The organism is Streptomyces sp. NPDC057694 (assembly GCF_042799415.1).
Lineage (GTDB): Bacteria > Actinomycetota > Actinomycetes > Streptomycetales > Streptomycetaceae > Streptomyces.
In genome coordinates this window covers 1-25,775 of record NZ_JBHVIX010000033.1, presented here as the reverse complement: position 1 = coordinate 25,775, position 25,775 = coordinate 1, and the positions used below count along the sequence as shown (strand labels likewise).

Sequence of the window (25,775 nt, the reverse complement as noted above, 5' to 3'; positions counted from 1 at the left end):
CGCCTGAACCGTTTCCGGGGACGCACCAGCACGGTGCGGCCCCGGAAACGGTTCAGGCGGAGCCCGGTGAGACTCCGGACGCGACGCCGCTAGATCATGTCCACCGCGTCGTTCTGCGCCTTCGCGAAGTTCGCGCCCGAACCGGTCGTCATCTTCGCCGCGCCCTCCAGAGCGTCCGCCAACGACTTCAAGGCATCGAGCAGTTCAGTGTGCGGAGGCCCGTACGTGGCCAAGGCCTTCTTTCCCGACGCGTCGTCGCCGAAGGGGCTCGGTGCGGCTCCCGGCGCGTTCGGGTTGCCACCGGTCCTGGCGGCGAACGACTCGTAGAGGTCGCGTGTCAGTCTCCCCACCTGATCCGTCAGGTCACCGCCACGGATCATCGCCGCCGGCTGTGCGACGGTCTTGTCGTCAGCCACGGCACGGCCTTCCCGCAGCTTGCACGAAACCAGGCGAACTCTGCACGAAAGAGCCTCCCTCGAACGACGTGTGGCTGGCTGTAAGGGGTGACACAAGCATACTCATCCGGTTCTGTCAGCCACCCTTCCCCACGAGCAACGTACTCTCCCTCGCCCGCCACCTCGGGTTTTCGCCGCCATTGAACCTCTTGCATGCCGGATCTCGTGCTTCATATGGCACAGTGCGCTCGTCGGGCAATGTGTCGGTATTCATACGTATGCGGCGGTCAGACCCAATCTAGTTGACGTGACATCCAATCGCTTCGTACAGTGCGCTCAGCATGAGCCGAACTGTCCTCTCCCCCCACCGACAGTGCTGCGTGACGCCGCCCGGTGCAGGCAGCACCCGCCGACACGATGAGCCGCTACTCTCCTTTCCTGTTCGTCCTCACCCCGAGCCCACGGCCGGTCACCGGCACCGTCGGCACCAGGGCAGCTCACCGATGACCTACCTTCCGATTCGCAGACAAACGACCTACATGGGCACAACGCCCGATGCGTACGTTGAACGTGGCCTCCTTGCTCGTACCCGCGCCGTCGGCATGCCAGCGCCCGCAGCGTCGGGACCGGTGTGCCGTCCCTGGGGCGACCGCAGGAGGCACCAGGTTCGAACGCACCGGAGGTTGCCCATGGTCCCGGACTCGCCACGCGGCACGACGCAGAAGCAGCTACGTGGCCGGAGCGAGGAGCTCCGCGTCCTGGACAACGCCCTCGCCGGCAGCCTTCAGGGCACCGGCCGTGCGGTCGTCGTACGAGGACGGGCCGGGACCGGCAAGAGCGCGCTGCTGCACTGGATGGCGGACCGGGCGGCCGCGTCCGGCTGGCGGGTCCTGCGCCTGCCCAGCGACGACAACGGCCACGAGTCGCCCTCTCCCGTCCTGGCCGCGCTCGCCCGCCCGGTTCTCGACCACCACGCCGGCCTGCCCGAGGCGCTTCGTGCCGTGCTGCGGTGGTCCGTCGACGGCGGCGCCTGCCCGAAGAACGCGCTGCTCACCTACGCAGCGCTGCAGCAGGGCCTGGTGTCTCTCGCCCGGCAGCGTCCCCTTCTGGTGACGGCGGACGACTGCCAGCGGATGGATCCGCCCACCGTCGGAGCACTCACCTACCTCGCCAACCGACTGGCCGGCACCCGGATGGCGCTGGTCTGCGCGGCGGACGCCGACGCCCCCCGCGCTGGACACGCGCCGCGACCGTTCCAGGACTGGGAGGCGACCTGCGTCCAACTCGCCGGGCTGGACGAGGACTCCGCGCGACTCCTTCTCACCGACCACTACCCTCATCTGACGCCCTCGGTGCGGGCTGCCGTACTGCACGCGGCGGAGGGGAACGCCCTCGCACTCATCGACCTGCCGAAGGCGTTGACACCGGCCCAGCGGGAAGGTCGGGCAGCGCTACCCGACCCGTTGCCCGCAGGCCCCGCGCTGGCAGCGGCCCTGGGTCCCCGTTTCCGCGAACTGCCCGATGACACGCGCGCTCTGCTGGCCGTCCTCGCCACCGCCGACAGCGCCTCGACCGCATCCGGCGTCTCGTGGATGGCGCAGCGGGTCGAGGAGTACCCGGAGGCCCTGGGGCCCGCCGAGGCGGCCGGGCTCATCACCCGCGACTACCGTCCGCGCTTCACCTTGCGCGTCCACAGCAGCCTGGCCTACTCCACAGCGCCCACGTCCGCCCGCTCACGGGCACAGGACCTCTGGATCGAGTACGAGGACGCCCGATCCGGCGAAGCCGCAGGGGCACACGATGCGGTATCCGCGGACGGCAACCGGCTCGACCGGCTGGACGCGCTGGCCCGGACAGCCCTGGCGAAGGGCGCCTGGACGTCCGCCGTACGGTCGCTGCGGCAGGCGGCGGAGCTCTGCACGCGGCCCGGTGAGCGAGCGCGCCGGCTCGCGGCCGCCGCCTCCGCGGCGGTGCGTTGCGGACAGCCGGGCCTGGCCCTTGCCCTGGTCAGGGAGCTGGACACTGACAACGATGCCGAATTGGCCCGCACCGTCGAGCTGGTTCGGGCCTCCGCCGGTTTCGACAGCGGTGCCGACCGCCCCCTCATCACCGCCGACGGTCGTTCACCTCTCGCCGACGCCCTGGTGAGCGGCCCCGTGCTGGGGGTCGACGGGCGCGACTGGGCGGCCTTCCGGCTGGCGACGGTCAGCATGCTCACCCGCCGCCCCGAACCCGTTCGCGCAGCATGGCAATGGCTTGAGGACCAGGGCGCGACCGAAGGGGCGCTGGGCCTCGCCATGAGTGCCCACGTCGACCCGGTGGGCCGGCTGGCGTCGATCCAGCAGGGGCTGCGGGGCGTGTCCGAGGCGATGGCCCGGGAACCGGACTCCTTCGGTCTGCAGGAACTCGCTTGGCTCGCCGAGGCCGCGAGCCGGATCGAGGACGGGGCGCTGGCCGTCCAGCTCGCCACCGCTGCCCTGCGACGCGCGGATGAGGACGGGCGGGCCGAACTCCACCACTGCCGGTCCCTCCGGGCGGAGCACCTGATGGCGGTGGGCCTCTGGACGGAGCTCGCCGACACGGTGCCGCAGTGGATCCGGGAGGCGGACGACGAAGGCCTGACGCGTCACGGCATCGCCCTGCGGTCCCACCTGCTGCTCATCAGCGTGTTCCAGGGCAAGCGGGCCGAGGCCGAGGTGCTGATGGAGGCCATCGGCCGATATGCGCGCGCGCAGGGCTCGGTGCACCACCTGGAAGTGGTCGAGTACTCCGCCTTCCTCCTGGCCAGGGTGGAAGGCCGCGCTGCCGGCGGGGCGGAGGAGCTGCCGCTGCTGTCCGCCGCCGGCCCGGCCCGAAGCGGCGTCGCGCGGCGCGCGTACGTGGAGGTGCTGCGTGCCGCGCTGGACCGAGGCGACCTCCAGGCGGCCCAGGCATGGGTCGCGGAGGCCGAACGCGTCGATGTCAGTTCCCTCTCCCCCGGTGCGATGCTGCTCGTACGGCACGGCCGCGCCGTTCTCGCGGCCCACCAGGACTCCGAAGACGCCGCCGAGCTGTTCCAGGCGGCCCACGAGTCGGCCATGGCATCCCCCCGTCTCCTCGACCGGGCCAGTTTCGCGCTGGACTACGGCTCGTGGTTGCGGCGGCGCCGGGACACGGTGGCGGCGCGCATCCAGTTGCGGTACGCCTACAACGAGTTCGCCCGTCTCCAGGCCATGCCGTGGTGGAACCGGGCCCGCCTGGAACTGCGCGCCATCGGCGAGAGCGTGCGCAAGCAGCCCCAGGTCTCCACGTCGGCGCCCCAGTCGTTCTCGCTGTCCGCTCATGAATGGCGCGTAGCCCGGTTCGCGGCCGACGGTCTGTCCAACCGAGAGATCGCCGACCGGCTCCGAATCTCCCCTCGTACGGTCGCCTCCCACCTCTACAAGGTGTTCCCGCGCCTGGGCATCAGCTCGCGCCGTGAACTGGGTCAGGCTCTACAAGAAGTGGGTGACCACTGGTGACACACAAGGCCTCGGCGGAGGAAAGGATCCGGCACCTGCCTCAGCAGGTGCACCTGACGACGGTGCCCGAGCCGGGCGCGTCCTGTCCGGTGCGGCCCCCTGCCCTCCTCGCGGCAACGTCTTCCGCTCATACCCCGGTCAGCGTCGCGGTGACGGCGACCGATCTGCTCACCGAGGAAGGGGCTCGCTCCTGGCTCGAAGCAGCCGACGAGGTGAGGGTCACGTCCTGGGACGAACGGGAGCAAGCACAGATCGCGGTGGTCCTCGCCCACGAGGTCACCTCCCGCGTTCTGGCGCGTGTGGAGGAGATGTCCCGGAGAACGGGCGGCGAGCGGCTGCCTGTTCTCCTCGTCGCGGACGACGTCACCGAACGGCAGCTGCTGGAAGCGGTCGACCGAGGCGTGGTGGGACTGCTGGCCCGGCACGGGGTGAGCTACGCGGCGATCGTAGGAGCGGTGCGCAGCGCCGTTCAGGGCGAGTCACTCATGCCGCCCACCATGGTCCGGACTCTGATCGACCGAGTGCGGGTGCTGAAAGCGGAGGACCGCCCGGAGACCGGCGCACTCACGTCCCGTGAGGTGGATGTACTCAGGCTGCTGGCCGACGGACTGAGCACGGCCGAGGTGGCGAGTCGCCTCAACTACTCGGAACGCACCATCAAGAACATTCTTCACGACGTCGTCGCCCGGCTGAAGCTGCGCAACCGCACCCAGGCCGTGGCCTACGCCATCCGCACGGGCGTGCTGTGAGGCGGGACTGTCCGAAGTAAGACGCCACCGCGCCCTTCGCACCCCTCACTCGGATATACGTTTTTGAGGATGTGCCCCGTTGTGTGACCGTTGCCGGCACGATCAGGCTCGTTGACACACGTATTCCTTGAGTACGCTCAGAAACGCACCGTCCTAGGTCCTGGGCGCGGCACGCGTTTGTGTATGGAGGAGGAACTGTGGCACGCACGACACTGACCGTGGGCCAGGACGATTCGGGGGAATATCCGACCATCGCATCAGCGCTCTCGCGGGCGCGGGCGGGCGCGGTGATCCGGGTCAAACCGGGCGTGTATGCCGAGAGTCTGACGGTGCGGACCCAGGTCAGCATCGTCGCCGACGGCCCCCGGGGCTCGGTGGAGATCTCCCCTCGCGCGGGCAGCGCGCTCACTCTCGCGGCGGACGCGGTGCTGTTGACCGACCTGGTGCTGCAAGGGGGTGGGGACGATCTGCCGGTGGTGGACGCGGCACGCGGTCAGATCGCCCTCGATGGCTGCGAGGTCATAGGAACCGGCTGGACGGCCCTGTTGAGCCGGAACACCGGTTCTCTGGCGATGCGCGGCTGCCGGGTGACCAATCCGGCGGGGGCCGGTGTCGTCGAGACAGGGTCGGCGGGCAGCGTGCTGGAGGACTGCGTCCTGGAGGACCTGAGCACATCCGCGGTGGTCGTGAGCGAGAACGGCCGGATCGCGATACGGGCGAGCGTCCTACGAGAGGCCCGGGGAAACGGCATCCTGGCCAACGGCAACTCCAGCGGATCGGTGGACGACTGCGAGGTCCACTCGACGGGCAAGCCGGGCATCGCTCTGGAGGGCTCCACCACACTGGCGGTGAACCGGACGACGGTGCACAGTTGCGCTCTCGGTGTCTATCTGACCTCGTCGAAACAGACCCGGCTGGCAGAAGTACGGATTCGCGACGTCACCGCCCACGGCTTCGTGGTCGCCAACCGCAGCGATCCTCTGCTCACTCGCTGCGGCACCGAAAACACCGCGGGGAGCGGTCTGTTCATCACCGATCGTGCTCGCGGCCGGTATACGGACTGTGTCTTCTCCGGGGCCGAGCAGTCCGCCGTCCAGGTGGGCCAGGCAGCGGCTCCTGTCCTGACCGGCACACAGATCATCCGCGCACGGGCCGATGGCATTCTGCTGACGGAGAAGTCTCAGGCCGACATCGATGGGCTGACCGTTCAGGACACGAAGGGCACCGCCGTCGTGGTCCGGGCGGGCGCGGACCCGGTGGTGCGCAGGCTGCGGATCAGCGACGGTCACGGCACCGGCATCCTCGTCCAGGACGGCGGCCGCGGCCGGTTCGAGAACTCCGAGGTACGGGGTGGGAGCGGTCCGGCGCTGCGCGCCGAGCAGAAAGCCCGGCCCCACATCTCGGCCAGCGTCTTCCGCTCCTCGGGCCGTGCCGGAGTGTCGGTGGGCGACGGCGCGAACGTCTCGCTACGGGACTCGGAGGTGACGGGCAGCACGGGGTCGGGCGTCGCCGTGGACGCGGGTGGCGACGCCGCGCTGACCCGGGTGCGGGTGACCGGCGCCAAGGCGCACGGGGTCCTCGTGTCGGCCGGCGGCAGGGCGACTCTCGAGGACTGTGTCTGCACCTCCAACACCGGGGACGGCATCCGCCTGGACAGTACCGATCCGATCAAGGTGAGCGGTTGCACCGTCCACTCCAACCAGGGGGCTGGACTGCGCCACACCAAGCCCGGCCCTTCGATCACCGTGGAGCGCCTGGACAGTTCGGACAACGGACTGCCGGATTCCTGGGAACTGCCTTCTCAGGGCGCCGACGACCCCCACGGCGGCCACGGAACGTCCCCCCAGCGCGAGACGGGCTCCGCACCTGCCCCGCAGGAAGGACCGTTCGCGGAGCTGGACGCCCTGGTCGGTCTGGCCGGGGTCAAGCAGCAGGTGAACACGCTGGTGAACCTCGGCCGCCTGGCCCAGCGCCGGATCCAGCTCGGCATCCCCGCGCCGCCCATGAGCCGCCACTTGGTTTTCGCCGGCCCGCCCGGTACCGGCAAGACGACCGTGGCACGGTTGTACGGCTCCATCCTTGCCGACCTGGACATGCTGCCCTCCGGACACATCGTGGAGGTCTCCCGCTCCGACCTGGTCGCCCAGGTCATCGGGGGCACCGCGATCAAGACGACGGAGGCGTTCCGCAAGGCCCTCGGCGGGGTGCTGTTCGTCGACGAGGCATACACCCTGCTCTCCGACAGCAAGGGCTCCGGCGCGGACTTCGGCCAGGAGGCCATCGACACCCTGGTGAAGCTCGTGGAGGATCACCGGGACGAGGTGGTCGTCATCGTCGCGGGTTACTCCAAGGAGATGGAGGACTTCCTCGGCGCCAACCCCGGGTTGGCATCCCGATTCACCCGGACCATCGAGTTCGAGAACTACTCGACCGACGAACTCGTCACCATCACCGAGAACATGTGCGCCGGCCACAGCTATGTGCTGGACCCGCTCACGGTGGAGGCGCTGCGCCTGCATTTCTCCCGGATGCGCCGGGACGCGACCTTCGGCAACGGCCGCGCGGCGCGGCGCGTGTTCGAGGAGATGATCGACCGGCAGTCGTTCCGTCTCGCGTCCCTTCCCGACGCGGGCGAGACCGATCTGACGCTGATGCTTCCCGAGGACGTCGGGGACGACGAGGCGGCACAGGTGCGGTCCGGGACCCCGGAGTCCGTCGAGGACTCCGACGCACTCGCCCGGATCCGCGCCATGACCGGTCTGGAGGCGGTCAAACGCGAGGTCGGCGGCATCGTGGATCTGCTGTCCGCGTACCGACAGCGGGCAGCCATGGGACTGCCCACTCCCAGGATCAGCCACCATTTGGTCTTCTCAGGGCCTCCTGGCACCGGCAAGACCACTGTGGCCCGGCTCTACGCGGACCTTCTGCGCTCTTTCGGCGTGCTCTCCCGCGGACAACTGGTCGAGGTCGCGCGAGCGGACCTGGTGGGGCGCTACATCGGCCACACGGCCCAGCTCACCACCGAGGCCTTCGAGCGCGCGCTGGGCGGTGTTCTGTTCGTCGACGAGGCCTACGCGCTGGTCCCGGAGAACTCGCCGCAGGACTTCGGCCGCGAGGCCGTGGACACTCTGCTGAAGCTGATGGAGGATCACCGCGACGAGATCGTCGTCATCGTGGCCGGCTATCCGGACGAGATGCAACGCTTCCTGAACTCGAACCCGGGCCTGGCATCTCGCTTCACGCGCAGGATCGAGTTCGAGAACTACTCCACCGAGGAACTGGTCTCCATCGTGGCCGAACAGGCCTCCGCCGCCGAGTACACCTCCGCCCCGGAGACCCTGGAGGCCCTGCGGACCTACTTGGACGCACTCCCGCGGACCCGCTCGTTCGGCAACGCCCGGCTGGCCCGACAGCTCGTCGAGCAGATGATGACCCGTCAGGCCGGTCGCATCGGCGGCATGACGAACCCGAGCCGGGACGACCTGACGACGCTCCTGCCGGGGGACCTCCCCTTCGCGACGGCGGAGCGGGTCGGCGGCCCTGCTTGAGTCTGCGTTTTCGGCGTTTCGGCGTTTCGGCGTTTCGCCACATCTCCATGAACAGACTGCGGTACGCCGCAGCGAAGGGAACGTGAATGACCAGGCAACTGCGCGATGAAGACATCGCGCACATCGGCGACGACATTTATCTGGTGTCGGGCAGCAATACCAACTGGGTGATCGTCAAAGACGGCGACGACGCCACCCTGGTGGACAGCGGATACCCCGCCGACCACGAAATGCTCCTGGCCTCTTTGGAGGCCGTGGGGCTGACACCGCAATCGGTACGTGCGGTTCTGGTCACGCACGCTCACAACGACCACATCGGTGCCGCGGAACGGCTCAGGACCGCACACGGCACACCGGTCATGATGCATGAGAAGGAACTCGCGCACGCCCGCCGGGAATACCTGCACCAAGTCTCCGCCGGGCAGGTGCTGACGCAGTCCTGGCGCCCGGGAGTCCTGCCGTGGGCCGTCCACGCCATCCGGGCCGGCGGCACCGCGCATGTGCCGGTCACCGAGCCCTCGCCTTTCCCCGCGCCGGGTCCGCTGGATCTGCCGGGCGCGCCCGAACCGGTGCACACGCCGGGGCACACGGAAGGGCACTGCGCCTACCTGCTGGCCGGCAGCGGAACGCTGATCAGCGGCGACGCTCTGGTCACCGCCCATCCGACGTCCCGGATCGACGGGCCCCAGCTGCTTCCGGCCATGTTCCACACCGACCGTTCCGAGGCCCTGCGTTCCCTGGACACCCTGAAGGGAATCGACGCCGACGTCATCCTGCCCGGGCACGGGCCCGCTTACCGGGGAGGCGTCAAGGAGGCTGTCGCACATGCCTGGGAGCGCGCCGCAAGGTAAGCACGACTGCGCACGAGATGTATGCCTTATGTGCCCTCGGCCACATATACAGTCGCGAATACTCACACGTGTGTCTTTCTCGGTTAGGCTTCCGGCGCCGGTGTGAAGTCGTCGGTCGGGCCCGCAGAGATCCGGCCCTCACCGCACCCCGGAGAAGCCAGAGAAATCAGAGAGATCAGAGAAAGAGGACCGTCCGTGTTCCAGCGCATCCTGGTTGCCGTCGACCCCAGTCCGGCCCACGATTCCGCCGTACGGCTGGCCGGGGAGCTGGCCCAAGCGGCCGGTGCTCAAGTACGGGTCCTGCACGTCGCCACCACCATGATCGCCGGAGACACCGCGGTACGGCTGGAGGACGACGATGCCGCACAGGGCGTCGTGGACGACGCCATCGCCGTGCTGCTCGGCATGGGGGTCGATGCCGAGGGCGAGCTGAGGCGCGGCCTCAGCCAGCAGGTGGCGCAGGAGGTTTCCGCCGCCGCCGAGCAGTTCGGAGCGGATCTGTTGGTGGTCAGCCCGCATCACCGCGGTTCTTTTGCCGCTCTGTTGAATCCTCGGGTCAGCGATGCGGTCGCCCATACCAGCCGCATCGCCGTGCTGCTCGCCCCTGCGGACGACATGGAGCTGCGGGGCTGACACCGCGCCCAGGAGCGTCGAAGGCCCCCGGTCCGTGTCGGACCGGGGGCCTTCGCTACACCTGCCAGGGCCGATGGGTCATCGGGTGATGGCCGCCGACGTTGTCACGCCGCAGGATGCGGCGCGGCCTGTCGCCGTGAGCCGACGAGCAGGCGGACGGGGCCCCTGCGCAGAAAGCCGACGGCCGCGGCCCCGTAGCGGCGGCCGGCCAGGGTGGCCAGCGTCCCGATCAGTGCGCCCAGAAGGGCGCCCGCCACGACGTCGTGCGGGTAGTGCGCTCCGACGTAGACCCGGGAGAAGGCCAGCGGGAGCGCCACGATCAACGCCAGCGCGCCCAGGCGCCGGTCGATGATCAGCAGGGCGGCCACGGCGGCGAAGGAGACGACGGCGTGGTTGCTCGGGAAGGAATAGTCGTCCGGTGCGGGACATGTCTCGATGACGTACGCGTGCGTGAACACCTGGCACGGCCGGGTTTCGGTGACCGCGTCCTTGACACCTGTGTTGAGCAACGAGGCGAGAGGCGCGGAGATGAAGCCCGCGGCCGCACAGGCCATGGCCGCGGGCGATGCAGCGCGGGCGCGCCACCACGTGAACACGAGAAGGACCACGAAGACGAGAATGCCGTAGCTGCTCAGCCAAGCCATGGGGGTATGCAGGGCAGGCGTGTTCCGGGCGAAGTCGGTGACGTCGACGAACAGATCGCCGTCTATCGCCGAGCCGGTGAGGGCGAGGCTGATGGTGTGCATGCTTCATTTCCTCGGGGGGGGGGGGGAGTGAGTGTGCCTGGGGGGTCGGCACAAGTGTGTAGACACCCGCCCCATGCGGTCGACGGTACTTCAGGCGCCGGCGAGTCCATCCTTGTGCGCGGCTGCCCACTCCTCGAACGTCTGGAGCCGGGGGTTGAGCGAGCGTACGAGGTGCAGATCGCGAGCGGCGACGAACTGCGGTACCTCCGCGTAGAATTGAAACATGTTGGCCATTTCGACGGCGCCGGGCCCACCCGAACCGCGCAAGGCCTCGAACGGCAGCGGAACGTAGGTGACTTCTTCGCCGAGTACCTTCGTCAGCCGTTCGGCCATGTCCGCACCGGTGAGGTGCTCGCCGGCGATGCTCACGGTCCGGCCGACGAACTCAGAGCCTCGGGTGAAGATGCCGTACGCGGTCCGGCCGATGTCCTGTGCCGCGATTCCGGCCAGTTCGCTGTCCGCCATGGGCAGGGCGAGCACCAGCCGCCCGTCCTCGCCGCGTCGGGGCGCGAGGGGGCCGAGCAGGTTCTCCCAGTAGAAGGTGGTCTGGAGGAAGGTGACGGGTACTCCGGCTTCGGTGAAGTACCGGTTCGCCTCCGCCTTGGCGTCGAAGTGCGGGACGTTGTATCCGCCTTGGAGCGTCGGCATGCGGTGCTCGTCGACCGGAATGTAGTCCCGGGTGTCCTCCAGCGTCGACCAGATGACATGCTCCAGTCCGGCGGCCCGGGCAGCGCGTGCCAGCCCCGCTGCGTCGCGCTTCTCCCGCTCCGCCGACATGTGCTGCCAGAAGTCGGTCACGAGATAGGCGCTGTGGGCCCCGGTGAGGGCCTCCACCAGGCTCGCCTCGTCGGTGACGTCGGCTCGGACTACCTGGGCACCGGCGTCGGCGAGCTGCCGGGCCTTGTCCGAAGAGGTGTCTCGGGTCAGTGCACGCACGGTGAACGGGCTGTCAACGTCTTCCAGGATCGCCCGGACCAGTCCACCACCCTGGCCACCCGTCGCGCCCACTACCGCGATGACCTTCTTCTCGGTCATGACGTGTTCCTTTCTGCCGAGGAAAAACATTTCCCTCTAGTTGACGCGTCAACTGTATGCATGAGGATGCCTGTGCCGTCAACTGCACTGATTCAGCCAGCACTTGAAGGGTTCTCTGGCGCAATCAAGCGGCCGGCGCCATCGGTCCGGCACCGAACGCGCAAGTCGTTCTGACGATGCCCGCCAGGGCCCTGAACAGCAATATGGGGCCAACGGCGCGTAACCGACGCGCGAGGAGGGGGATGATCATGTCCGACCGAATGTCGTCATTCGACTGCCAGGAGCCCGTCGAGGGCTGCCGTCCCGAGCTGCGCACGACCCTGCAGTGCCTGTTCACCTGGAGAGAGCCCATCGAGGTGGACTGCAGCTTCCGGTACAGCGTTGACGATCCCTACGCCGTCAGCATCGACCTGCGCCTGGTCCCAGGGATATCAGTGACCTGGGTGGTGGCCAGAGACCTGCTGGAGGAGGGCACACGCCTTGCCAGTGGCGAGGGCGACTTCCGGGCGTGGTGCTCCCCCGGGCCGCAGCGGTCCGACCGTCGCCTCTACTTCACGCTCGACCGGCCCGACGGCCGTGCGACCTTCCAGGCGAATCTGCACGAGGTACGGCGCTGGCTGTGCTCCACGTACGAACTGGTTCCCGCGGGCAGCGAGAGCGAGCTGATCGACTGGCACGCCTGGGAGGCAAGTCTGTTGGGGTGACGCCCGCCGCAGGAACGCCCCGCTCACGACGAGCGCGAAACTGCTGCAAAGTCGCCGCCATCCCCCCTTCATGCGCGCAGCAGTTCTGACGCATCGTCAACTCGCCATGAAAGTTGACGTATCACGTAAAACGATTTTAGGCTGCACCACGGCGGGGTCATCACGCATGGCGCCGTCACGGGTGTTTGCACGCTAGGAGACGAGGGTTCACATGTCCGACAACGCCAACGAGAAGTTCATCCGGAGCGCCTACCAGGTGGCTGAGGTCCAGGACCTCCCCGGCTGGATCGACTGTTTCACTAAGGAGGGCACCTTCACGGACATGTCCGTCGGTGTCACCTACCGCGGCAAGGACGTGGCCCAGCCGGTGGAGACCTACGCGAAGGCCTTCCCCGACATGCACCGGGAGCTCTACGACGTCTACGTCCAGGGCGACATCGTCATCGTGGAGCTGTCCCTGAACGGCACCCACAACGGCCCGCTGGAGACCGCGATGGGCACCATCGCGCCCACCGGGAAGACCGTCAAGATCCCCTGCTGCGACGTGTTCCGGGTCCGCGACGGCAAGATCGAGTCCTTCAACTGCTACCCGTCCGGCACGGTCATGTTCGCCCAGCTCGGCATCCTCAACAACCTGGACGCCGCCACCGGCAAGTAACGGACCCGGCCCGACGGAACGCGTCTCGAAGACACACTCCCGCCCCACGTGCGGCGCGTCGTGGTGAGCGAGCGCAGGACCGGCAGGGAAGATCGGCAGGGTGTGCCACGGCGAGATCGGCGGCAGGTGCGTATGACGCACCTGCCGCCGCTTCGTTTCCACCCGACCGCTCCTGCTCCACTCCGACAGGACACGCGTCATCGATCTTCAGAATTAGTTGACGCGTCACCTATTTAGTTCTATGGTGATTGAACGTTGAACGGAACGGATGGCGGGTCAGCCGACCAGGCCACCACCGCGAGCACGCAGGAGCAGATCATGGGACAGCTTGACGGCAAGACCGCGGTGGTCACCGGCGGTACCAGTGGCATCGGCCTGGCCGCGGCGCAGCGTTTCGCGGCCGAGGGTGCGCACGTCTACATCACCGGGCGCCGCAAGGAGGCCCTGGACCAGGCGGCGGAGCAGATCGGCGGGAACGTCACCGCCGTGCAGGCCGACAGCGCCGACCTGGCCAGCCTCGACCGCCTCTACGCCACCATCGCCGAGGCCGGACACCGTATCGACGTCCTCTTCGCCAACGCCGGCGGCGGCGAGTTCGCCACCCTCGCCGACGTCACCGAAGACCACTTCGACACCACCTTCAACATCAACGTCAAGGGCACCCTCTTCACCGTCCAGAAGGCCCTGACCCACCTCAACGACAACTCCTCCATCATCCTCACCGGCTCCACCGCCGCCACCGTCGGCAACGAAGCCTTCGGCGTCTACGGCGCCTCCAAGGCCGCCATCCGCGCCCTCTCCCGCACCTGGGCCAACGAACTGCGCGGACGCAACATCCGCGTCAACACCATCGCCCCCGGCCCCATCCACACCCCCGGCATCGACGGCCTCGCCCCCAACGACGAACAAGCCGCACAGCTGCGCGACACCCTCGCCGCCACCGTCCCCCTCGGCCGCATGGGACAGCCCGAAGAAGTCGCCAACCTCGCCCTCTTCCTCGCCACCAACCAGTCCAGCTTCATCACCGGCACCGAAATCTTCATCGACGGCGGCGCCAACCAAATCTAAAACCCACCCCACACACGACGGCAGAGGAGCAGGACCATGAACATCGGCCGAGTAGGTATCTGGAGCCCGGAGCTGCGGCTGCACCCCGACCCCGTGGAGATCCACGAGGCGGCCGCCGAGCTCGACCAGCACGGCTGGGGGGCGCTGTGGATCCCCGGCCTCGGCGGCGGCGACATCCTCGGTGACGCGGAGCGCCTGCTGCGGGCCACGGAGAACGCCACGGTCGTCACCGGCGTCCTCAGCATCTGGCGGCACACGGCCGAGGACATGGCCGCCGGGCACGCCCGGCTGAGCCGGGACTACGGCCACCGTCTGCTCCTCGGTCTGGGCGTCAGCGACTCCGCCGCCGCCCACCAGGCCGGCGGGGTCTACCGCCCGCTGGGCGCCCTCAACGCCTATCTGGACCAGCTCGACCAGGCTCCGGAACCGGTACCGGCCGACGAGCGCCTCGTCGCCGCCATGGGCCCGAAACTGACCGAACTCGCCGGTCGGCGCAGCGCCGGGACGCACCCCTTCCTCGTCACGCCGAAGTTCACCGCCACCGCGCGGGAGACGCTCGGCGCCGGTCCCTTGCTCGCCCCCTACCAGGCCGTCGTCGTCGAGAGCGATCCGGCGCGCGCCCGCGACACCGCCCGCGGCTTCCTGGCGCCGTTCATCGGAATGGGCCACTACGCGAACAGTCTGAAGCGACAGGGCTTCACCGAGGAAGACCTCGCCCACGGAGGAAGCGACCACCTCATCGACGCCGTGGTCGCCTGGGGCGACCTGGACGCCATCGACAAGCGGGTACGGGCCCATCTCGACGCCGGGGCCACACACGTCGCCCTGCATGCCATCAGTGCCGACAGCGGGCTGCCCCTGGCCGAGTGGCGGGCGCTCGCCCCGCTGGCCCGCTGAGCTGGGCGCCCGGAGGCGCGAGGAGATGGTGGAAGCATCACCTTTCTCATACAGTGGACAGATGAATGATTCACCCCCCTGGCTCAGCCCGGTCGAGGAGCGGGCGTGGCGCGGCACACTGCGGATGCACGACCTCCTGGTGAACCAGACCGGCCGGACCCTCCAGAGTGAGTACGGGCTGTCCGCGACCGACTACTCCGTGCTGGCCGAGCTGACCCGCACACCCAGCGGCCGACTGCGCATCCTCGAACTCGCCAAGGTGCTCGGCTGGGAGAAGAGCAGGGTGTCTCATCACATCGCACGCATGACCAAACGCGGCCTCACCGACCGCGAGGAATGCGCCGACGACGGCCGCGGGGCCTACGTCATCGTCACCCCCGCCGGCCGCGAAGCCATCACCAGCGCCGCACCCCAGCACGTCGAGGACGTCCGACGGCTCTTCCTCGACCACCTCTCCCCCGGCCAGATCGCCCTCCTGGCCGAAATCACCGACACCGTCATCGAAAAGATCGACACCTGACCGATGCCCTGCCCAGGCAGGGCATCGGGTCGGATCGGCTCACGGTCCGATGTTCCACTCGGCGATCACAGGGCGGGCGTGTTCAGTGGACAGCCGGCTGAGAGTTCCCGTCGCGAGCTGGAACAGCCGCCCGCCGCAGGGCGGTAGGCCCAGCCTGCGAGCGGTGAGCACCCGCAAGAAGTGGGCGTGCGCCACGAGCACCACGTCGCCCTCGTCGAGCACGGGGCGCAACCGGTCCAGAACCCGGTCGGCGCGGCGGCCGACCTGCTCCGGTGATTCGCCAGGGTGGCCCTCGACACCGGGTGGCACGCCGTCGGTCCACAGATCCCAGTCGGGCGACGTGCGGTGAATCTCCCGCGTGGTGACACCCTCGTAGCCGCCGTAGTCCCACTCGTGCAGGTCCGCGTCGGACACGGCCCCCACCAGCCCGGCGAGCTCGGCGGTGCGCCGCGCACGGCCGAGCGGACTGGTGAGGACCCCGGCGAACGACCGCCCGGCCAAGAGCGGGACGAGTGACTTGGCCTGCTCCTCACCGTGCTGGGTGAGCGGCAGATCCGTGTAGCTGGTGTGCTGCCCCGACAGACTCCACTCGGTCTCGCCGTGTCTGACCAGCAGTAGGTCCCCCATCGTGTGCCTACTCCTTCGACGCCTTGACCGCGTGTCCGCCGAACTGGTTGCGCAGCGCGGCGATCATCTTCATCTGCGGCGAGTCGTCCTGGCGGGACGCGAAGCGCGCGAAGAGGGAGGCGGTGATCGCGGGCAGCGGCACCGAGTTGTCGATGGCGGCCTCGACCGTCCAGCGGCCCTCGCCGGAGTCCTGCGCGAAGCCGCGCAGGTCGGCCAGGTGCTCGTCCTCGTCGAGGGCGTTGACGGCGAGGTCGAGCAGCCAGGAACGGATGACCGTGCCCTCCTGCCAGGAGCGGAAGACCTCGCGCACGTCGGTGACCGAGTCCACGGCCTCCAGGAGCTCCCAGCCCTCGGCGTAGGCCTGCATCATGGCGTACTCGATGCCGTTGTGGACCATCTTGGAGAAGTGGCCGGCGCCGACCTTGCCCGCGTGCACGGCGCCGAACTCGCCCTCGGGCTTGAGGGCGTCGAAGATCGGCTGGACCTTGGCGACGTCGCCCTCGGAGCCGCCGTACATCAGCGCGTAGCCGTTCTGCAGACCCCAGACGCCGCCGGAGACACCGGCGTCGACGAAGCCGATGCCGCGCTCGGCCAGCTCGGCGGCGTGCTTCTCGTCGTCGGTCCAGCGGGAGTTGCCGCCGTCGACGACGATGTCACCGGGCTCCAGGAGCCCGGCCAACTCGTCGATCGTCGACTGGGTCGGGGCGCCCGCCGGGACCATCACCCAGACCACGCGCGGGCCTTCGAGCTTGTCGACCAGCTCGCTCAGGCTGCCGATATCGGCGAGGTCGGGGTTGCGGTCGTAGCCGATGACGGTGTGGCCGGCGCGGCGGATGCGCTCGCGCATGTTGCCGCCCATCTTGCCGAGACCGACAAGTCCGATCTCCATGACCGGTACATCCTTCTTCTCGTTGTGGTTCGCTCCGCTGTGGTTCAACGGCCGCGTATGGATCGGTACTTCGCGACCAGGGACTGGGTGGACGCGTCGAGGCCGGGGACCTCGGCGCCCTCCGTGAGGGCGGGCTCGACGCGCTTGGCGAGGACCTTGCCGAGTTCGACGCCCCACTGGTCGAAGGAGTCGATGTTCCAGACGGCGCCCTGGACGAAGACCTTCTGCTCGTAGAGGGCGATGAGCTGGCCGAGGACCGAGGGGGTCAGTTCCTTCGCCAGGATCGTCGTGGTGGGGTGGTTGCCCTGGAACGTCTTGTGGGCGACCAGGTCCTCGGCGACGCCCTCCGCGCGGACGTCGTCCGGCGTCTTGCCGAAGGCGAGCGCCTGGCCTTGCGCGAACAGGTTGGCCATCAGCAGGTCGTGCTGGGCCTTGAGGTCGTCGCTCAGCTCGCCGACGGGCTCGGCGAAGCCGATGAGGTCGGCCGGGATCAGCTTCGTGCCCTGGTGGATGAGCTGGTAGTAGGCGTGCTGGCCGTTGGTGCCCGGGGTGCCCCAGACGACCGGGCCGGTCTGCCACTCCACGCGCCGGCCCTGGCGGTCCACGGACTTGCCGTTGGACTCCATGTCGAGCTGCTGGAGGTAGGCGGTGAACTTCGACAGGTAGTGCGAGTACGGCAGGACCGCGTGCGACTGGGCGCCGTGGAAGTTGCCGTACCAGATGCCGAGCAGGCCGAGCAGCAGCGGCGCGTTGGCCTCGGCCGGCGCCGTGCGGAAGTGGTCGTCGACCAGGTGGAAGCCGTCGAGCAGCTCGCGGAAGTGGTCCGGGCCGATGGCGATCATCAGCGACAGGCCGATGGCCGAGTCGAAGGAGTAGCGGCCGCCGACCCAGTCCCAGAACTCGAACATGTTGGCCGTGTCGATGCCGAAGTCGGAGACCTTCTCGGCGTTGGTCGACAGGGCGACGAAGTGCTTGGCGACCGCGGCGTCGTCACCGCCGAGACCGGCGAGCAGCCAGGTGCGGGCGGCCGTCGCGTTGGTGATCGTCTCGATCGTGGTGAACGTCTTCGAGGCGATGATGAACAGCGTCTCGGCCGGGTCGAGGTCGCGGACGGCCTCGTGCAGGTCGGCGCCGTCCACGTTCGACACGAAGCGGAACGTCAGCTCCCGCGCGGTGTACGGGCGCAGGGCCTCGTACGCCATCGCGGGGCCGAGGTCGGAGCCGCCGATGCCGACGTTCACGACGTTCTTGATGCGCTTGCCGGTGTGGCCGGTCCACTCGCCGGAGCGGACCTTCTCGGCGAAGGCGGCCATCTTGCCGAGGACGGAGTGCACGCCGGGTACGACGTTCTCCCCGTCGACCTCGACCACGGCGTCGGCCGGGGCGCGCAGGGCCGTGTGCAGCACGGCGCGGTCCTCGGTCGTGTTGATCTTCTCGCCGCGGAACATGGCGTCGCGCTGCCCGAACACGTCGGTGGCGGTGGCCAGTTCCTGGAGCAGGGCGAGGGTCTCGTCCGTGATCAGGTGCTTGGAGTAGTCGATGTGCAGGTCGCCGACCTGGACGGTGTAGCGCCGGGCGCGCTCCGGGTCGCCGGCGAAGAGGTCACGCAGGTGCGTGCCGTTGAACTTCGCACGGTGGTCCTCGATGGCGGTCCACTGCGGGCGGCGCGTCAACAGAGGGGCGTTCTCAGGCATGTTGAACGGACTCCTTGGTGCCGGAGGCGCCCCCGTGGAGCGCGACGGCGTACATCTCGTCGGCGTCGAGGCGGCGCAGCTCCTCGGCGATCAGTTCGGCGGTGGAGCGGACCTTCAGGGCGAGGGTGCGCTGCGGCTGGCCGGGCAGGGACAGGGTGGCGAGGGGGCCGTGGGGGCGGTCGATGACGATCTCGCCTTCCGCAGTTCCCAGGCGGACCGCGGTGACGACCGGACCGGCGCTTTCCACCCGGTCGACGGGCATCTCCAGCCGGGCTTCGAGCCAGCGCGCCAGCAGTTCGGCCGATGGGTTGTCCGCCTCTGCCTCGACGGCTGCCGAGGTCACCTCGGTGCGGGCCTGGTCGAGGGCGGCGGCCAGTACCGAGCGCCACGGGGTGAGACGCGTCCAGGCCAGGTCCGTGTCGCCGGGCGTGTAGGAATCAGCACGGGCGCTCAGTTCCCGGAGCGGGTTCTCCACCATGTACAGGTCGGTGATCCGGCGCTGTGCCAGGGCGCCCAGCGGGTCCTTCGCCGGTACGTCGGGCGCGTCCACCGGCCACCAGACGACGACGGGCGCGTCGGGGAGCAGCAGTGGCAGCACCACGGAGTCGGCGTGGTCGGACACCTGGCCGTAGGTGCGTAGGACGACCGTCTCGCCGGTGCCTGCCTCCGAGCCGAGGAGCACCTCGGCGTCGATCTGGGAGGCGGCCCGTGCACGTGTGGGACGTGCATGCCTTTTGATGACGACGAGGGTGCGCGAAGGGTGCTCGCGCGAGGCGTCGTTGGCCGCTTTCAGGGCGTCGTAGGCGTTCTCCTCGTCGGTGACGATGACGAGGGTGAGCACCATGCCGACGGCCGGGGTGCCGTTGGCCCGGCGGCCCTTGACCAGCGCCTTGTTGATGTCACTCGCTGTGGTGTCCGTGAGGTCGATCTTCATGGCCTGCGCCAGCTCCGTCCGTCTCGTGCGAGCATCTCGTCCGCTTCCCTCGGGCCCCACGTGCCGGACGGGTACTGCGCGGGCTTGCCGTGCGTGTCCCAGTACTGCTCGATCGGGTCGAGGATGTTCCAGGACAGCTCGACCTCCTCCGTGCGCGGGAAGAGGTTCGAATCGCCCAGCAGGACGTCCAGGATGAGCCGCTCGTACGCCTCCGGGCTCGACTCGGTGAAGGACTCGCCGTAGGCGAAGTCCATCGAGACGTCCCGGATCTCCATCGACGTGCCCGGCACCTTGGAGCCGAAGCGGACCGTGATGCCCTCGTCCGGCTGGACGCGGATCACGATCGCGTTCTGGCCCAGCTCCTCCGTCGCCGTGTGGTCGAAGGGGGAGTGCGGGGCGCGCTGGAAGACGACGGCGATCTCGGTGACGCGCCGGCCCAGCCGCTTGCCGGTGCGCAGGTAGAAGGGCACGCCCGCCCAGCGGCGGTTGTCCACCTCCAGCTTCACGGCGGCGTAGGTGTCGGTCTTCGACTTGGCGTCGATGCCGTCTTCCTGGAGATAGCCGACGGCCTTCTCACCGCCCTGCCACCCGGCCGCGTACTGGCCGCGCACCGTGTCCCGGCCCAGGTCCTTGGGCAGTCGCACGGCGCCGAGCACCTTGGCCTTCTCGGCGACGAGCGCGTCCGCGTCGAAGGAGGCGGGCTCCTCCATGGCGGTGAGCGCCATCAGCTGGAGCAGGTGGTTCTGGATGACGTCGCGGGCGGCGCCGATGCCGTCGTAGTACCCCGCGCGACCACCGATGCCGATGTCCTCGGCCATGGTGATCTGCACGTGGTCCACGTACGACCGGTTCCAGATCGGCTCGAACATCTGGTTGGCGAAGCGCAGTGCCAGGATGTTCTGGACGGTCTCCTTGCCGAGGTAGTGGTCGATCCGGAACACCTGGTCCGGGTCGAAGACCTCGTGCACGATCGCGTTCAGCTCCTGGGCGGACGCGAGGTCGTGACCGAAGGGCTTCTCGATGACGGCGCGCCGCCACGAGCCCTCGGGCGCGTCCGCGAGCCCGTGCTTCTTGAGCTGCTGTACCACCACGGGGAACGACTTCGGCGGAACCGACAGGTAGAAGGCGAAGTTACCGGCGGTGCCCTGCGACGTGTCCAGGTCCTCGATGGTGTGTCTGAGCCGCTTGAAAGCCTCGTCGTCGTCGAAGGTGCCCTGCACGAAGCGCATGCCCTGGACCAGTTGCTGCCAGACCTCCTCGCGGAACTCGGTGCGAGCATGTTCCTTGACAGCGTCGTGGACCTCTTGGGCAAAGTCCTCGTGCTCCCACTCACGGCGGGCAAAGCCCACCAGCGAGAACCCCGGCGGCAACAGACCCCGGTTGGCAAGGTCGTACACGGCCGGCATCAGCTTCTTGCGTGACAGATCGCCCGTGACACCGAAGATCACCAGGCCCGACGGCCCCGCGACGCGCGGGAGTCGCCGGTCCGCAGGATCACGCAGCGGATTGCTGCTCCACTGATTCACCGGTTGGGTCCTCCCGGCCGTGCGCCTGCGGTAACAGGAGTCGCTGCGGGCATACGCATGCGATGCCCCTTTCTGACAGTCATTCGGTATCCCTGATGTTCACGCGCGTTGACGCGCTCTCGTTCTTCGTCGGTCGCCGTGGGACGAATGCACCCACAGAGCACCGTCATTCGCGGGTCCGAGCAGACCGCGGGCCCGTCCTCCGCCGCTCTTCTCACCGGGCGGGGAACATCGGCTACGGTTCTCCGCCCGGACCGTCCAGCACCGATTTCCGAGTACGTCGGTCAGCCGGATCAGCAGGTCCTGTCTCACCGCGTCCGGCCATCCCGCCAGGCGGCTCGTGATGATCATAGTTGTGCGATTGTTTTTTTCTGGTGGCCGTGTGGCCGGACCGGAGCGGCGATGAGGCGCGTCTGCTCTTCCCGTCACTGCGGGAGCAGGGGTCGGCCGTCTGACGGATCGTCGCAGCAGGAGACACCTGCGTTCCGGCCGCCGGCGTCGGCCGGAAGGGCGTGCGGGGCAGCCGCCACACATCGGGGCGCGCGACGGCTAGCCCGCGCGCCGCCGTCCGGCAGGCCGCGACGAAGCCGGTCACCGCGCGGGAGTCGTCGTCACCGCGTCGCACGATCCTCAGCCGGCGGTAGAGTCCGCTCGGCCGGCCCCAGGGCTGCCCCGGGTGTGGGAGCGCATCTGTGTCCTCGTCCACCAGCACGTCGGACACACACATGGGCTGGTCCAGGACCGGCTCATCCGAGGTGAGGACGACATCGGCGCCACCGCCGGCAAGCATCGCCGTCTCCTCCCGGCCATCGAGGTCGATCACCGAGAGGCGAACATTCTCGTGGCTGGCCTGGAAGCAGCGCACTGCCTCATTCATCAGACCACCGGGCAGGACGGGCAAGGAGACGGCGACGGTGAGCACGGTACCGCCGTCGCTGTCTGTCGACGCAATACGTACGGCCCGAAGCATGGCTCGGTTCTGCGCCAGTACACGTTCGGCGTGAGGCACGAGCAGTTCCCCCGCCTGGGTGAGGCGCACCCCCTGTGAGGTCGGTTCAAGCAACGTGGCGCCGAGCAGGTACTCAAGGTGCTGGACCTGTCTGCCCAGTTCGGACAGGGCGACCTGAAGACTGGTCGCTGCCTGACCGAGGTGTCCCTTTTCGGCGACAACGAGGAAGGTGTGCAGCATCCCGGGTGTGATCGATGGCTCGCAGCGCATGGCCGCGCGGCCATCTGCGGGGGTGTGCACGATGGAGACCGCCTCCGTGATCGGCCGTCGCGCGGGACGGACCATGGTTGGTTTTGATGACACGACCGTCTGTGTGATCGGTGCGGCCGACGGGCCGGCCGGCCCGAGGTCGTCGGGAGGCGTTTCGTGCGGCGGATCCAGCTTGGACGAGCGGGAACGCGCGGCGCATCCGTCGTCCGACTGATCGGCGCGGTGGCGCGCAGGCTGCCTCCCCCTCTCGCGGGCTGCAGAGAGTTCACCGCGGCGCACACACGTGCGCGAAAGGGCAGCAAGAATGCGCAGGCACCCCCCTCCGGAAGAGGTCCGCTCCGAAGGGGGGTGCCGAGGGCATAGTGTCGGGCCAGCGGGTAGTGGATGACTCGTCAGGAGGGGCCCGGTGTGGCAGTCGGTCCCTTCCCTGCATTTGCATGTCTGTTCCGTCTTGGGCCGGCGACGCCCGACACGGTGGTTCACCGACACTCGGCATACGACGCGAAGCCGGTTTCACCCCCTCACAGGGGCAACGTAGCCGCGGGCGATGCCCGTCTGAAGTGACGGTTATGCCCCTCCCTGTCTTCGGTATGTCCTGCGCACCCCAGTACCATGCGCAGCGTCATCCACGTATAAGGGAGTGATGGGCTGTGTCCAGCCAATCAGCCACCACCGCAAATTGGTCGCGGTACGCCGGCCAAGCAGTGACGGATCTGGAAAAGAACCGGCACCGCCAGCGCACGATCACTCGCGAACTGGAGCTGCTTCAGCAGGAGGAAACGCTGCTGACGAGCATTCTGAGCCTCGCGGACCACCCCGCCGGAGCTGAGCCCTCAACCGTGCCGGAACAAGCACAGGATGAGTCCGCCGCAGCAGATTCCGGTGCCCCCCTTCCCGTCACTGGAACGCTGTCGCCTGCTGCCGACAGGACCGGCAAGCCGCAGAAGGCGAGCACGGGCCAGAACGCGAGCGGCGGGAAGAAGAGGGGCGGCCGCCAGGAACCGCTCCGGAAACTGCTGCTCGATCTGCTGCGGCACCACGGCGAACCGCTTCTCGCGGCGGAACTGCGGGAAGAACTGCTCGAGAAGTACCCCGACCGCAACCCGACCCCGCAGGTCGTGCGCAACACCTTGGAGGCCTCGGTGGCCAAGGGGCAGATTCAGCGGCACAGGCAACAGCGGTCGGTGCTGTACACCTTGGTGGACGCGGGAGACGATCACCCTGAGGGTTCGTCCGGTCCCGGCGTCCCGGAGACCTCGAACTGACACGTTCGCGTCTCTGGAGGCGGGGGGATGGGGTGGCACCAGTCACACGTGTGTGATCTCGGCGGGTAAGGTGTGTAGGGGTGGTGATGGTCGGCCTCCCGCACGGCGGTCAGGAAGAGCGCTGCCGGTTCGGAAGGACGGGGAGACACATGACTGCCGAAGCCCAGAGCGCCCCTGCCCCTTCCGAACCTCCTCCCCTGACCGCGGCAGAGGCTGACGCACTGATACAACTGCTGCGTACCGGCCGCGTCCTGGCGGATGCGGTCGACGATCTGGGCCTGCCTCTGGCGGCAGTGTGGCCCGCGGCGCGTGGCAACGTCCGGCTCACCATCGCGCTCGCCGGACGGGACCCGGACGCGAGGGACGAGGCCGGGCGCGTCGCGCGAGCCGACTACCTTCGGTTACTGTCGCTCGGAGTCAGCGCCGCACACGCCGAACTCATCGTGGGCATGGGCCAAATACACCGCTGGAAAGCACGCGAGCCGGTCTTCGCTTCCGCCGCCACCGCTGCTGTGGCCAACGCCGCGAGCTATCGGGTGCCCCGTCGGTCCCGAGTCACGGTGGAGGCCGTGCGCCGCTTCCTGGACCTTCTGGGAACCGGCGCGAGTGTGCGGGCCGCGTCTCGCGCGGCCGGTATCACCGTCCAGACGGTGTACCAGCGGCGCCAACGTGATCCGGCGTTCGCTGCGGCCATGGATGACGCTCGCGCGGCCGGCGAGCGCAGTTGAGTGCTCTGTTCCGCGGAATGAATCACGCCGCTGATTGTTGAAAGCGGTATGAAAAAGATCGGGTTCCTGTCTTTCGGACACTGGACGCCATCACCGCACTCGCAGACGCGATCCGCAGCGGACTCCCTGCTCCAGGCCATCGACCTTGCCGTCGCCGCTGAAGAGCTTGGGGCTGACGGCGCCTATTTCCGGGTCCATCACTTCGCTCGACAGCAGGCTTCGCCGTTCCCTCTGCTCGCGGCCATCGGTGCGCGGACCAGCCGGATCGAGATCGGCACCGGTGTCATCGACATGCGCTACGAGAACCCGCTGTACATGGCCGAGGACGCGGGCGCGGCCGACCTGATCTCCGGTGGTCGGCTCCAGCTCGGCCTGAGCCGCGGATCACCGGAACAGGTGATCGACGGCTGGAAGCTCTTCGGCCATCTTCCCGCGCAGGGCCAGACGGACGCCGACATGGCCCGCACGCACACCCGGACGCTGCTCGACGTACTCAAGGGTGAAGGCATCGCGGAACCCAACCCCAACCCCATGTTCGCCAACCCGCCGGGCAAGCTCCGGATCGAGCCCCACTCCGCCGGACTGCGCGACCGGATCTGGTGGGGATCCGGGTCCGATGCCACCGCCACCTGGGCCGCCGAGCTGGGCATGAACCTTCAGAGTTCGACGCTCAAGGACGACGAGAGCGGCGAACCACTCCACGTCCAGCAGCGCAAGCAGATCGAGGCCTACCACGAGGCCTGGCGCGCCGCCGGTCACACACGGCGGCCGAGAGTGTCCGTGAGCCGCAGCATCTTCGCCCTGACCGACGACCGTGACCGCGCCTACTTCGGCCAGAACCGCGACTCCAAGGACCAGGTCGGCTACATCGACGCCCATACACGGAGCATCTTCGGCCGATCCTACGCAGCCGAGCCCGACGTTCTGGTCAAGCAGCTAGCCGAGGACGAGGCGATCGCCGCAGCCGACACCCTGCTCCTGACCGTGCCCAACCAACTCGGGGTCGAGTACAACACACACGTCATCGAGAACATCCTCACGCACGTCGCGCCTGGACTCGGCTGGCGCTGACAGCCTGCAGGTTGGACAACGGATTCGGATCTGTTCGCGGGGTGCAGTCTGCTGAAGATCGCAGATGGCCTCGCGACACGGTCCACAGCCAGGCGGGAGTCCGGCGAGCCGTTTCGCGCTCCGGCGAGGGGGTCTCAGATCTGCGCGAGGGGGTCTGAGATCTGCGCGAGGGCTGGCGGAACGAGGAAGCCTGATCCCGCTGGCCTGCCGAACTCCGTACGTGTAGCTGAGCAACAGAAAACGTAGGTGACACACCACCTTTTAGTTGACGCGTCACCTATTTAGTTCTATGGTGATTGAACGTTGAACGGAACGGATGGCGGGTCAGCCGACCAGGCCACCACCGCGAGCACGCAGGAGCAGATCATGGGACAGCTTGACGGCAAGACCGCGGTGGTCACCGGCGGTACCAGTGGCATCGGACTGGCCGCGGCGCAGCGTTTCGCGGCCGAGGGTGCGCACGTCTACATCACCGGGCGCCGCAAGGAGGCCCTGGACCAGGCGGCGGAGCAGATCGG

Annotated in this window: 23 protein-coding genes; 14 read left to right on the top strand and 9 right to left on the bottom strand. The window is 68.6% G+C overall.

What is annotated here, in order from left to right; translation table 11 throughout:
* Positions 1-89: 89 nt before the first annotated feature.
* Positions 90-416, bottom strand: a complete 327-nt coding sequence (locus ACFVDP_RS39735; RefSeq protein WP_383501299.1) for a hypothetical protein — start codon at positions 414-416, stop codon at positions 90-92.
* 668 nt (positions 417-1,084) lie between these two features.
* Between ACFVDP_RS39735 and ACFVDP_RS39730 the strand changes: the two genes are divergently transcribed.
* The 5 genes from ACFVDP_RS39730 to ACFVDP_RS39710 all read left to right on the top strand — a co-directional run bounded on the left by ACFVDP_RS39730 (position 1,085) and on the right by ACFVDP_RS39710 (position 9,676).
* On the top strand, positions 1,085-3,895 hold the full coding sequence (locus tag ACFVDP_RS39730; RefSeq protein WP_383501296.1) for an AAA family ATPase: 2,811 nt from the start codon (positions 1,085-1,087) through the stop codon (positions 3,893-3,895).
* Positions 3,892-4,644: a LuxR C-terminal-related transcriptional regulator gene (locus ACFVDP_RS39725; RefSeq protein ID WP_383501293.1), complete on the top strand. Its 753-nt coding sequence runs from the start codon at positions 3,892-3,894 to the stop codon at positions 4,642-4,644. The genes ACFVDP_RS39730 and ACFVDP_RS39725 overlap by 4 nt, the downstream gene beginning before the upstream one ends.
* A 197-nt stretch (positions 4,645-4,841) precedes the next feature.
* On the top strand, positions 4,842-8,192 hold the full coding sequence (locus ACFVDP_RS39720) for a right-handed parallel beta-helix repeat-containing protein (RefSeq protein WP_383501291.1): 3,351 nt from the start codon (positions 4,842-4,844) through the stop codon (positions 8,190-8,192).
* An 86-nt stretch (positions 8,193-8,278) separates the two neighbouring features.
* Positions 8,279-9,043, top strand: a complete 765-nt coding sequence (locus ACFVDP_RS39715) for an MBL fold metallo-hydrolase (protein WP_383501288.1) — start codon at positions 8,279-8,281, stop codon at positions 9,041-9,043.
* 195 nt (positions 9,044-9,238) lie between these two features.
* A complete protein-coding gene (locus tag ACFVDP_RS39710; RefSeq protein WP_383501285.1) occupies positions 9,239-9,676 on the top strand; it encodes a universal stress protein in 438 nt (145 codons plus the stop codon).
* Between the two features lie 104 nt (positions 9,677-9,780).
* Here the strand turns inward: ACFVDP_RS39710 and ACFVDP_RS39705 are convergent, their stop codons facing one another.
* Entirely contained in the window at positions 9,781-10,422 is a 642-nt protein-coding gene (locus ACFVDP_RS39705) for a phosphatase PAP2 family protein (RefSeq protein WP_383501282.1), read from the bottom strand.
* Positions 10,423-10,512: 90 nt separating this feature from the next.
* Positions 10,513-11,457, bottom strand: a complete 945-nt coding sequence (locus tag ACFVDP_RS39700) for an NmrA/HSCARG family protein (RefSeq protein WP_383501279.1) — start codon at positions 11,455-11,457, stop codon at positions 10,513-10,515.
* Positions 11,458-11,705: 248 nt separating this feature from the next.
* On the opposite strand from ACFVDP_RS39700, the gene ACFVDP_RS39695 reads away from it, so the two are divergent.
* The 5 genes from ACFVDP_RS39695 (at position 11,706) to ACFVDP_RS39675 (ending at position 15,304) form a co-directional block, all read left to right on the top strand.
* Positions 11,706-12,161: an SsgA family sporulation/cell division regulator gene (locus tag ACFVDP_RS39695; protein ID WP_383501277.1), complete on the top strand. Its 456-nt coding sequence runs from the start codon at positions 11,706-11,708 to the stop codon at positions 12,159-12,161.
* A 211-nt stretch (positions 12,162-12,372) separates the two neighbouring features.
* The gene (locus ACFVDP_RS39690; protein WP_383501274.1) at positions 12,373-12,819 is read left to right on the top strand and encodes a nuclear transport factor 2 family protein; all 447 of its coding nucleotides are present in this window, start codon (positions 12,373-12,375) and stop codon (positions 12,817-12,819) included.
* A gap of 318 nt (positions 12,820-13,137) precedes the next feature.
* On the top strand, positions 13,138-13,887 hold the full coding sequence (locus ACFVDP_RS39685; RefSeq protein ID WP_383501271.1) for an SDR family NAD(P)-dependent oxidoreductase: 750 nt from the start codon (positions 13,138-13,140) through the stop codon (positions 13,885-13,887).
* Positions 13,888-13,923: 36 nt separating this feature from the next.
* Entirely contained in the window at positions 13,924-14,784 is an 861-nt protein-coding gene (locus tag ACFVDP_RS39680; protein WP_383501268.1) for a TIGR03620 family F420-dependent LLM class oxidoreductase, read from the top strand.
* A gap of 61 nt (positions 14,785-14,845) precedes the next feature.
* On the top strand, positions 14,846-15,304 hold the full coding sequence (locus ACFVDP_RS39675) for a MarR family winged helix-turn-helix transcriptional regulator (protein ID WP_383501265.1): 459 nt from the start codon (positions 14,846-14,848) through the stop codon (positions 15,302-15,304).
* A 39-nt stretch (positions 15,305-15,343) separates the two neighbouring features.
* On the opposite strand, the gene ACFVDP_RS39670 is transcribed toward ACFVDP_RS39675, so the two are convergent.
* The 6 genes from ACFVDP_RS39670 to ACFVDP_RS39645 all read right to left on the bottom strand — a co-directional run bounded on the left by ACFVDP_RS39670 (position 15,344) and on the right by ACFVDP_RS39645 (position 22,223).
* Complete coding sequence (locus ACFVDP_RS39670) at positions 15,344-15,931, bottom strand: histidine phosphatase family protein (protein WP_383501262.1); 588 nt, start codon at positions 15,929-15,931, stop codon at positions 15,344-15,346.
* A 7-nt stretch (positions 15,932-15,938) separates the two neighbouring features.
* Positions 15,939-16,820, bottom strand: coding sequence for a phosphogluconate dehydrogenase (NAD(+)-dependent, decarboxylating) (gene gnd, locus ACFVDP_RS39665; protein WP_383501259.1), 882 nt, complete (start codon positions 16,818-16,820; stop codon positions 15,939-15,941).
* Between the two features lie 44 nt (positions 16,821-16,864).
* Entirely contained in the window at positions 16,865-18,514 is a 1,650-nt protein-coding gene (gene pgi / locus ACFVDP_RS39660) for a glucose-6-phosphate isomerase (RefSeq protein WP_383501256.1), read from the bottom strand.
* Positions 18,507-19,448: a glucose-6-phosphate dehydrogenase assembly protein OpcA gene (gene opcA / locus ACFVDP_RS39655; protein ID WP_383501253.1), complete on the bottom strand. Its 942-nt coding sequence runs from the start codon at positions 19,446-19,448 to the stop codon at positions 18,507-18,509. The genes pgi and opcA overlap by 8 nt, the downstream gene beginning before the upstream one ends.
* A complete protein-coding gene (zwf, locus tag ACFVDP_RS39650; RefSeq protein ID WP_383501250.1) occupies positions 19,445-20,974 on the bottom strand; it encodes a glucose-6-phosphate dehydrogenase in 1,530 nt (509 codons plus the stop codon). The genes opcA and zwf overlap by 4 nt, the downstream gene beginning before the upstream one ends.
* Before the next feature lie 235 nt (positions 20,975-21,209).
* Complete coding sequence (locus ACFVDP_RS39645) at positions 21,210-22,223, bottom strand: LysR family transcriptional regulator (RefSeq protein ID WP_383501248.1); 1,014 nt, start codon at positions 22,221-22,223, stop codon at positions 21,210-21,212.
* A 674-nt stretch (positions 22,224-22,897) separates the two neighbouring features.
* Between ACFVDP_RS39645 and ACFVDP_RS39640 the strand changes: the two genes are divergently transcribed.
* From ACFVDP_RS39640 to ACFVDP_RS39625, 4 genes are all read left to right on the top strand, one after another.
* A complete protein-coding gene (locus ACFVDP_RS39640; protein ID WP_383501245.1) occupies positions 22,898-23,458 on the top strand; it encodes a hypothetical protein in 561 nt (186 codons plus the stop codon).
* 149 nt (positions 23,459-23,607) lie between these two features.
* Positions 23,608-24,186, top strand: a complete 579-nt coding sequence (locus tag ACFVDP_RS39635) for a hypothetical protein (RefSeq protein ID WP_383501242.1) — start codon at positions 23,608-23,610, stop codon at positions 24,184-24,186.
* Between the two features lie 48 nt (positions 24,187-24,234).
* Positions 24,235-25,257 (top strand): LLM class flavin-dependent oxidoreductase, encoded by a 1,023-nt coding sequence (locus ACFVDP_RS39630; protein ID WP_383501239.1) that lies wholly within the window; start codon positions 24,235-24,237, stop codon positions 25,255-25,257.
* A gap of 366 nt (positions 25,258-25,623) precedes the next feature.
* Positions 25,624-25,775: SDR family NAD(P)-dependent oxidoreductase (locus ACFVDP_RS39625; RefSeq protein ID WP_383501377.1), on the top strand; the 152-nt coding region annotated here is incomplete at its 3' end.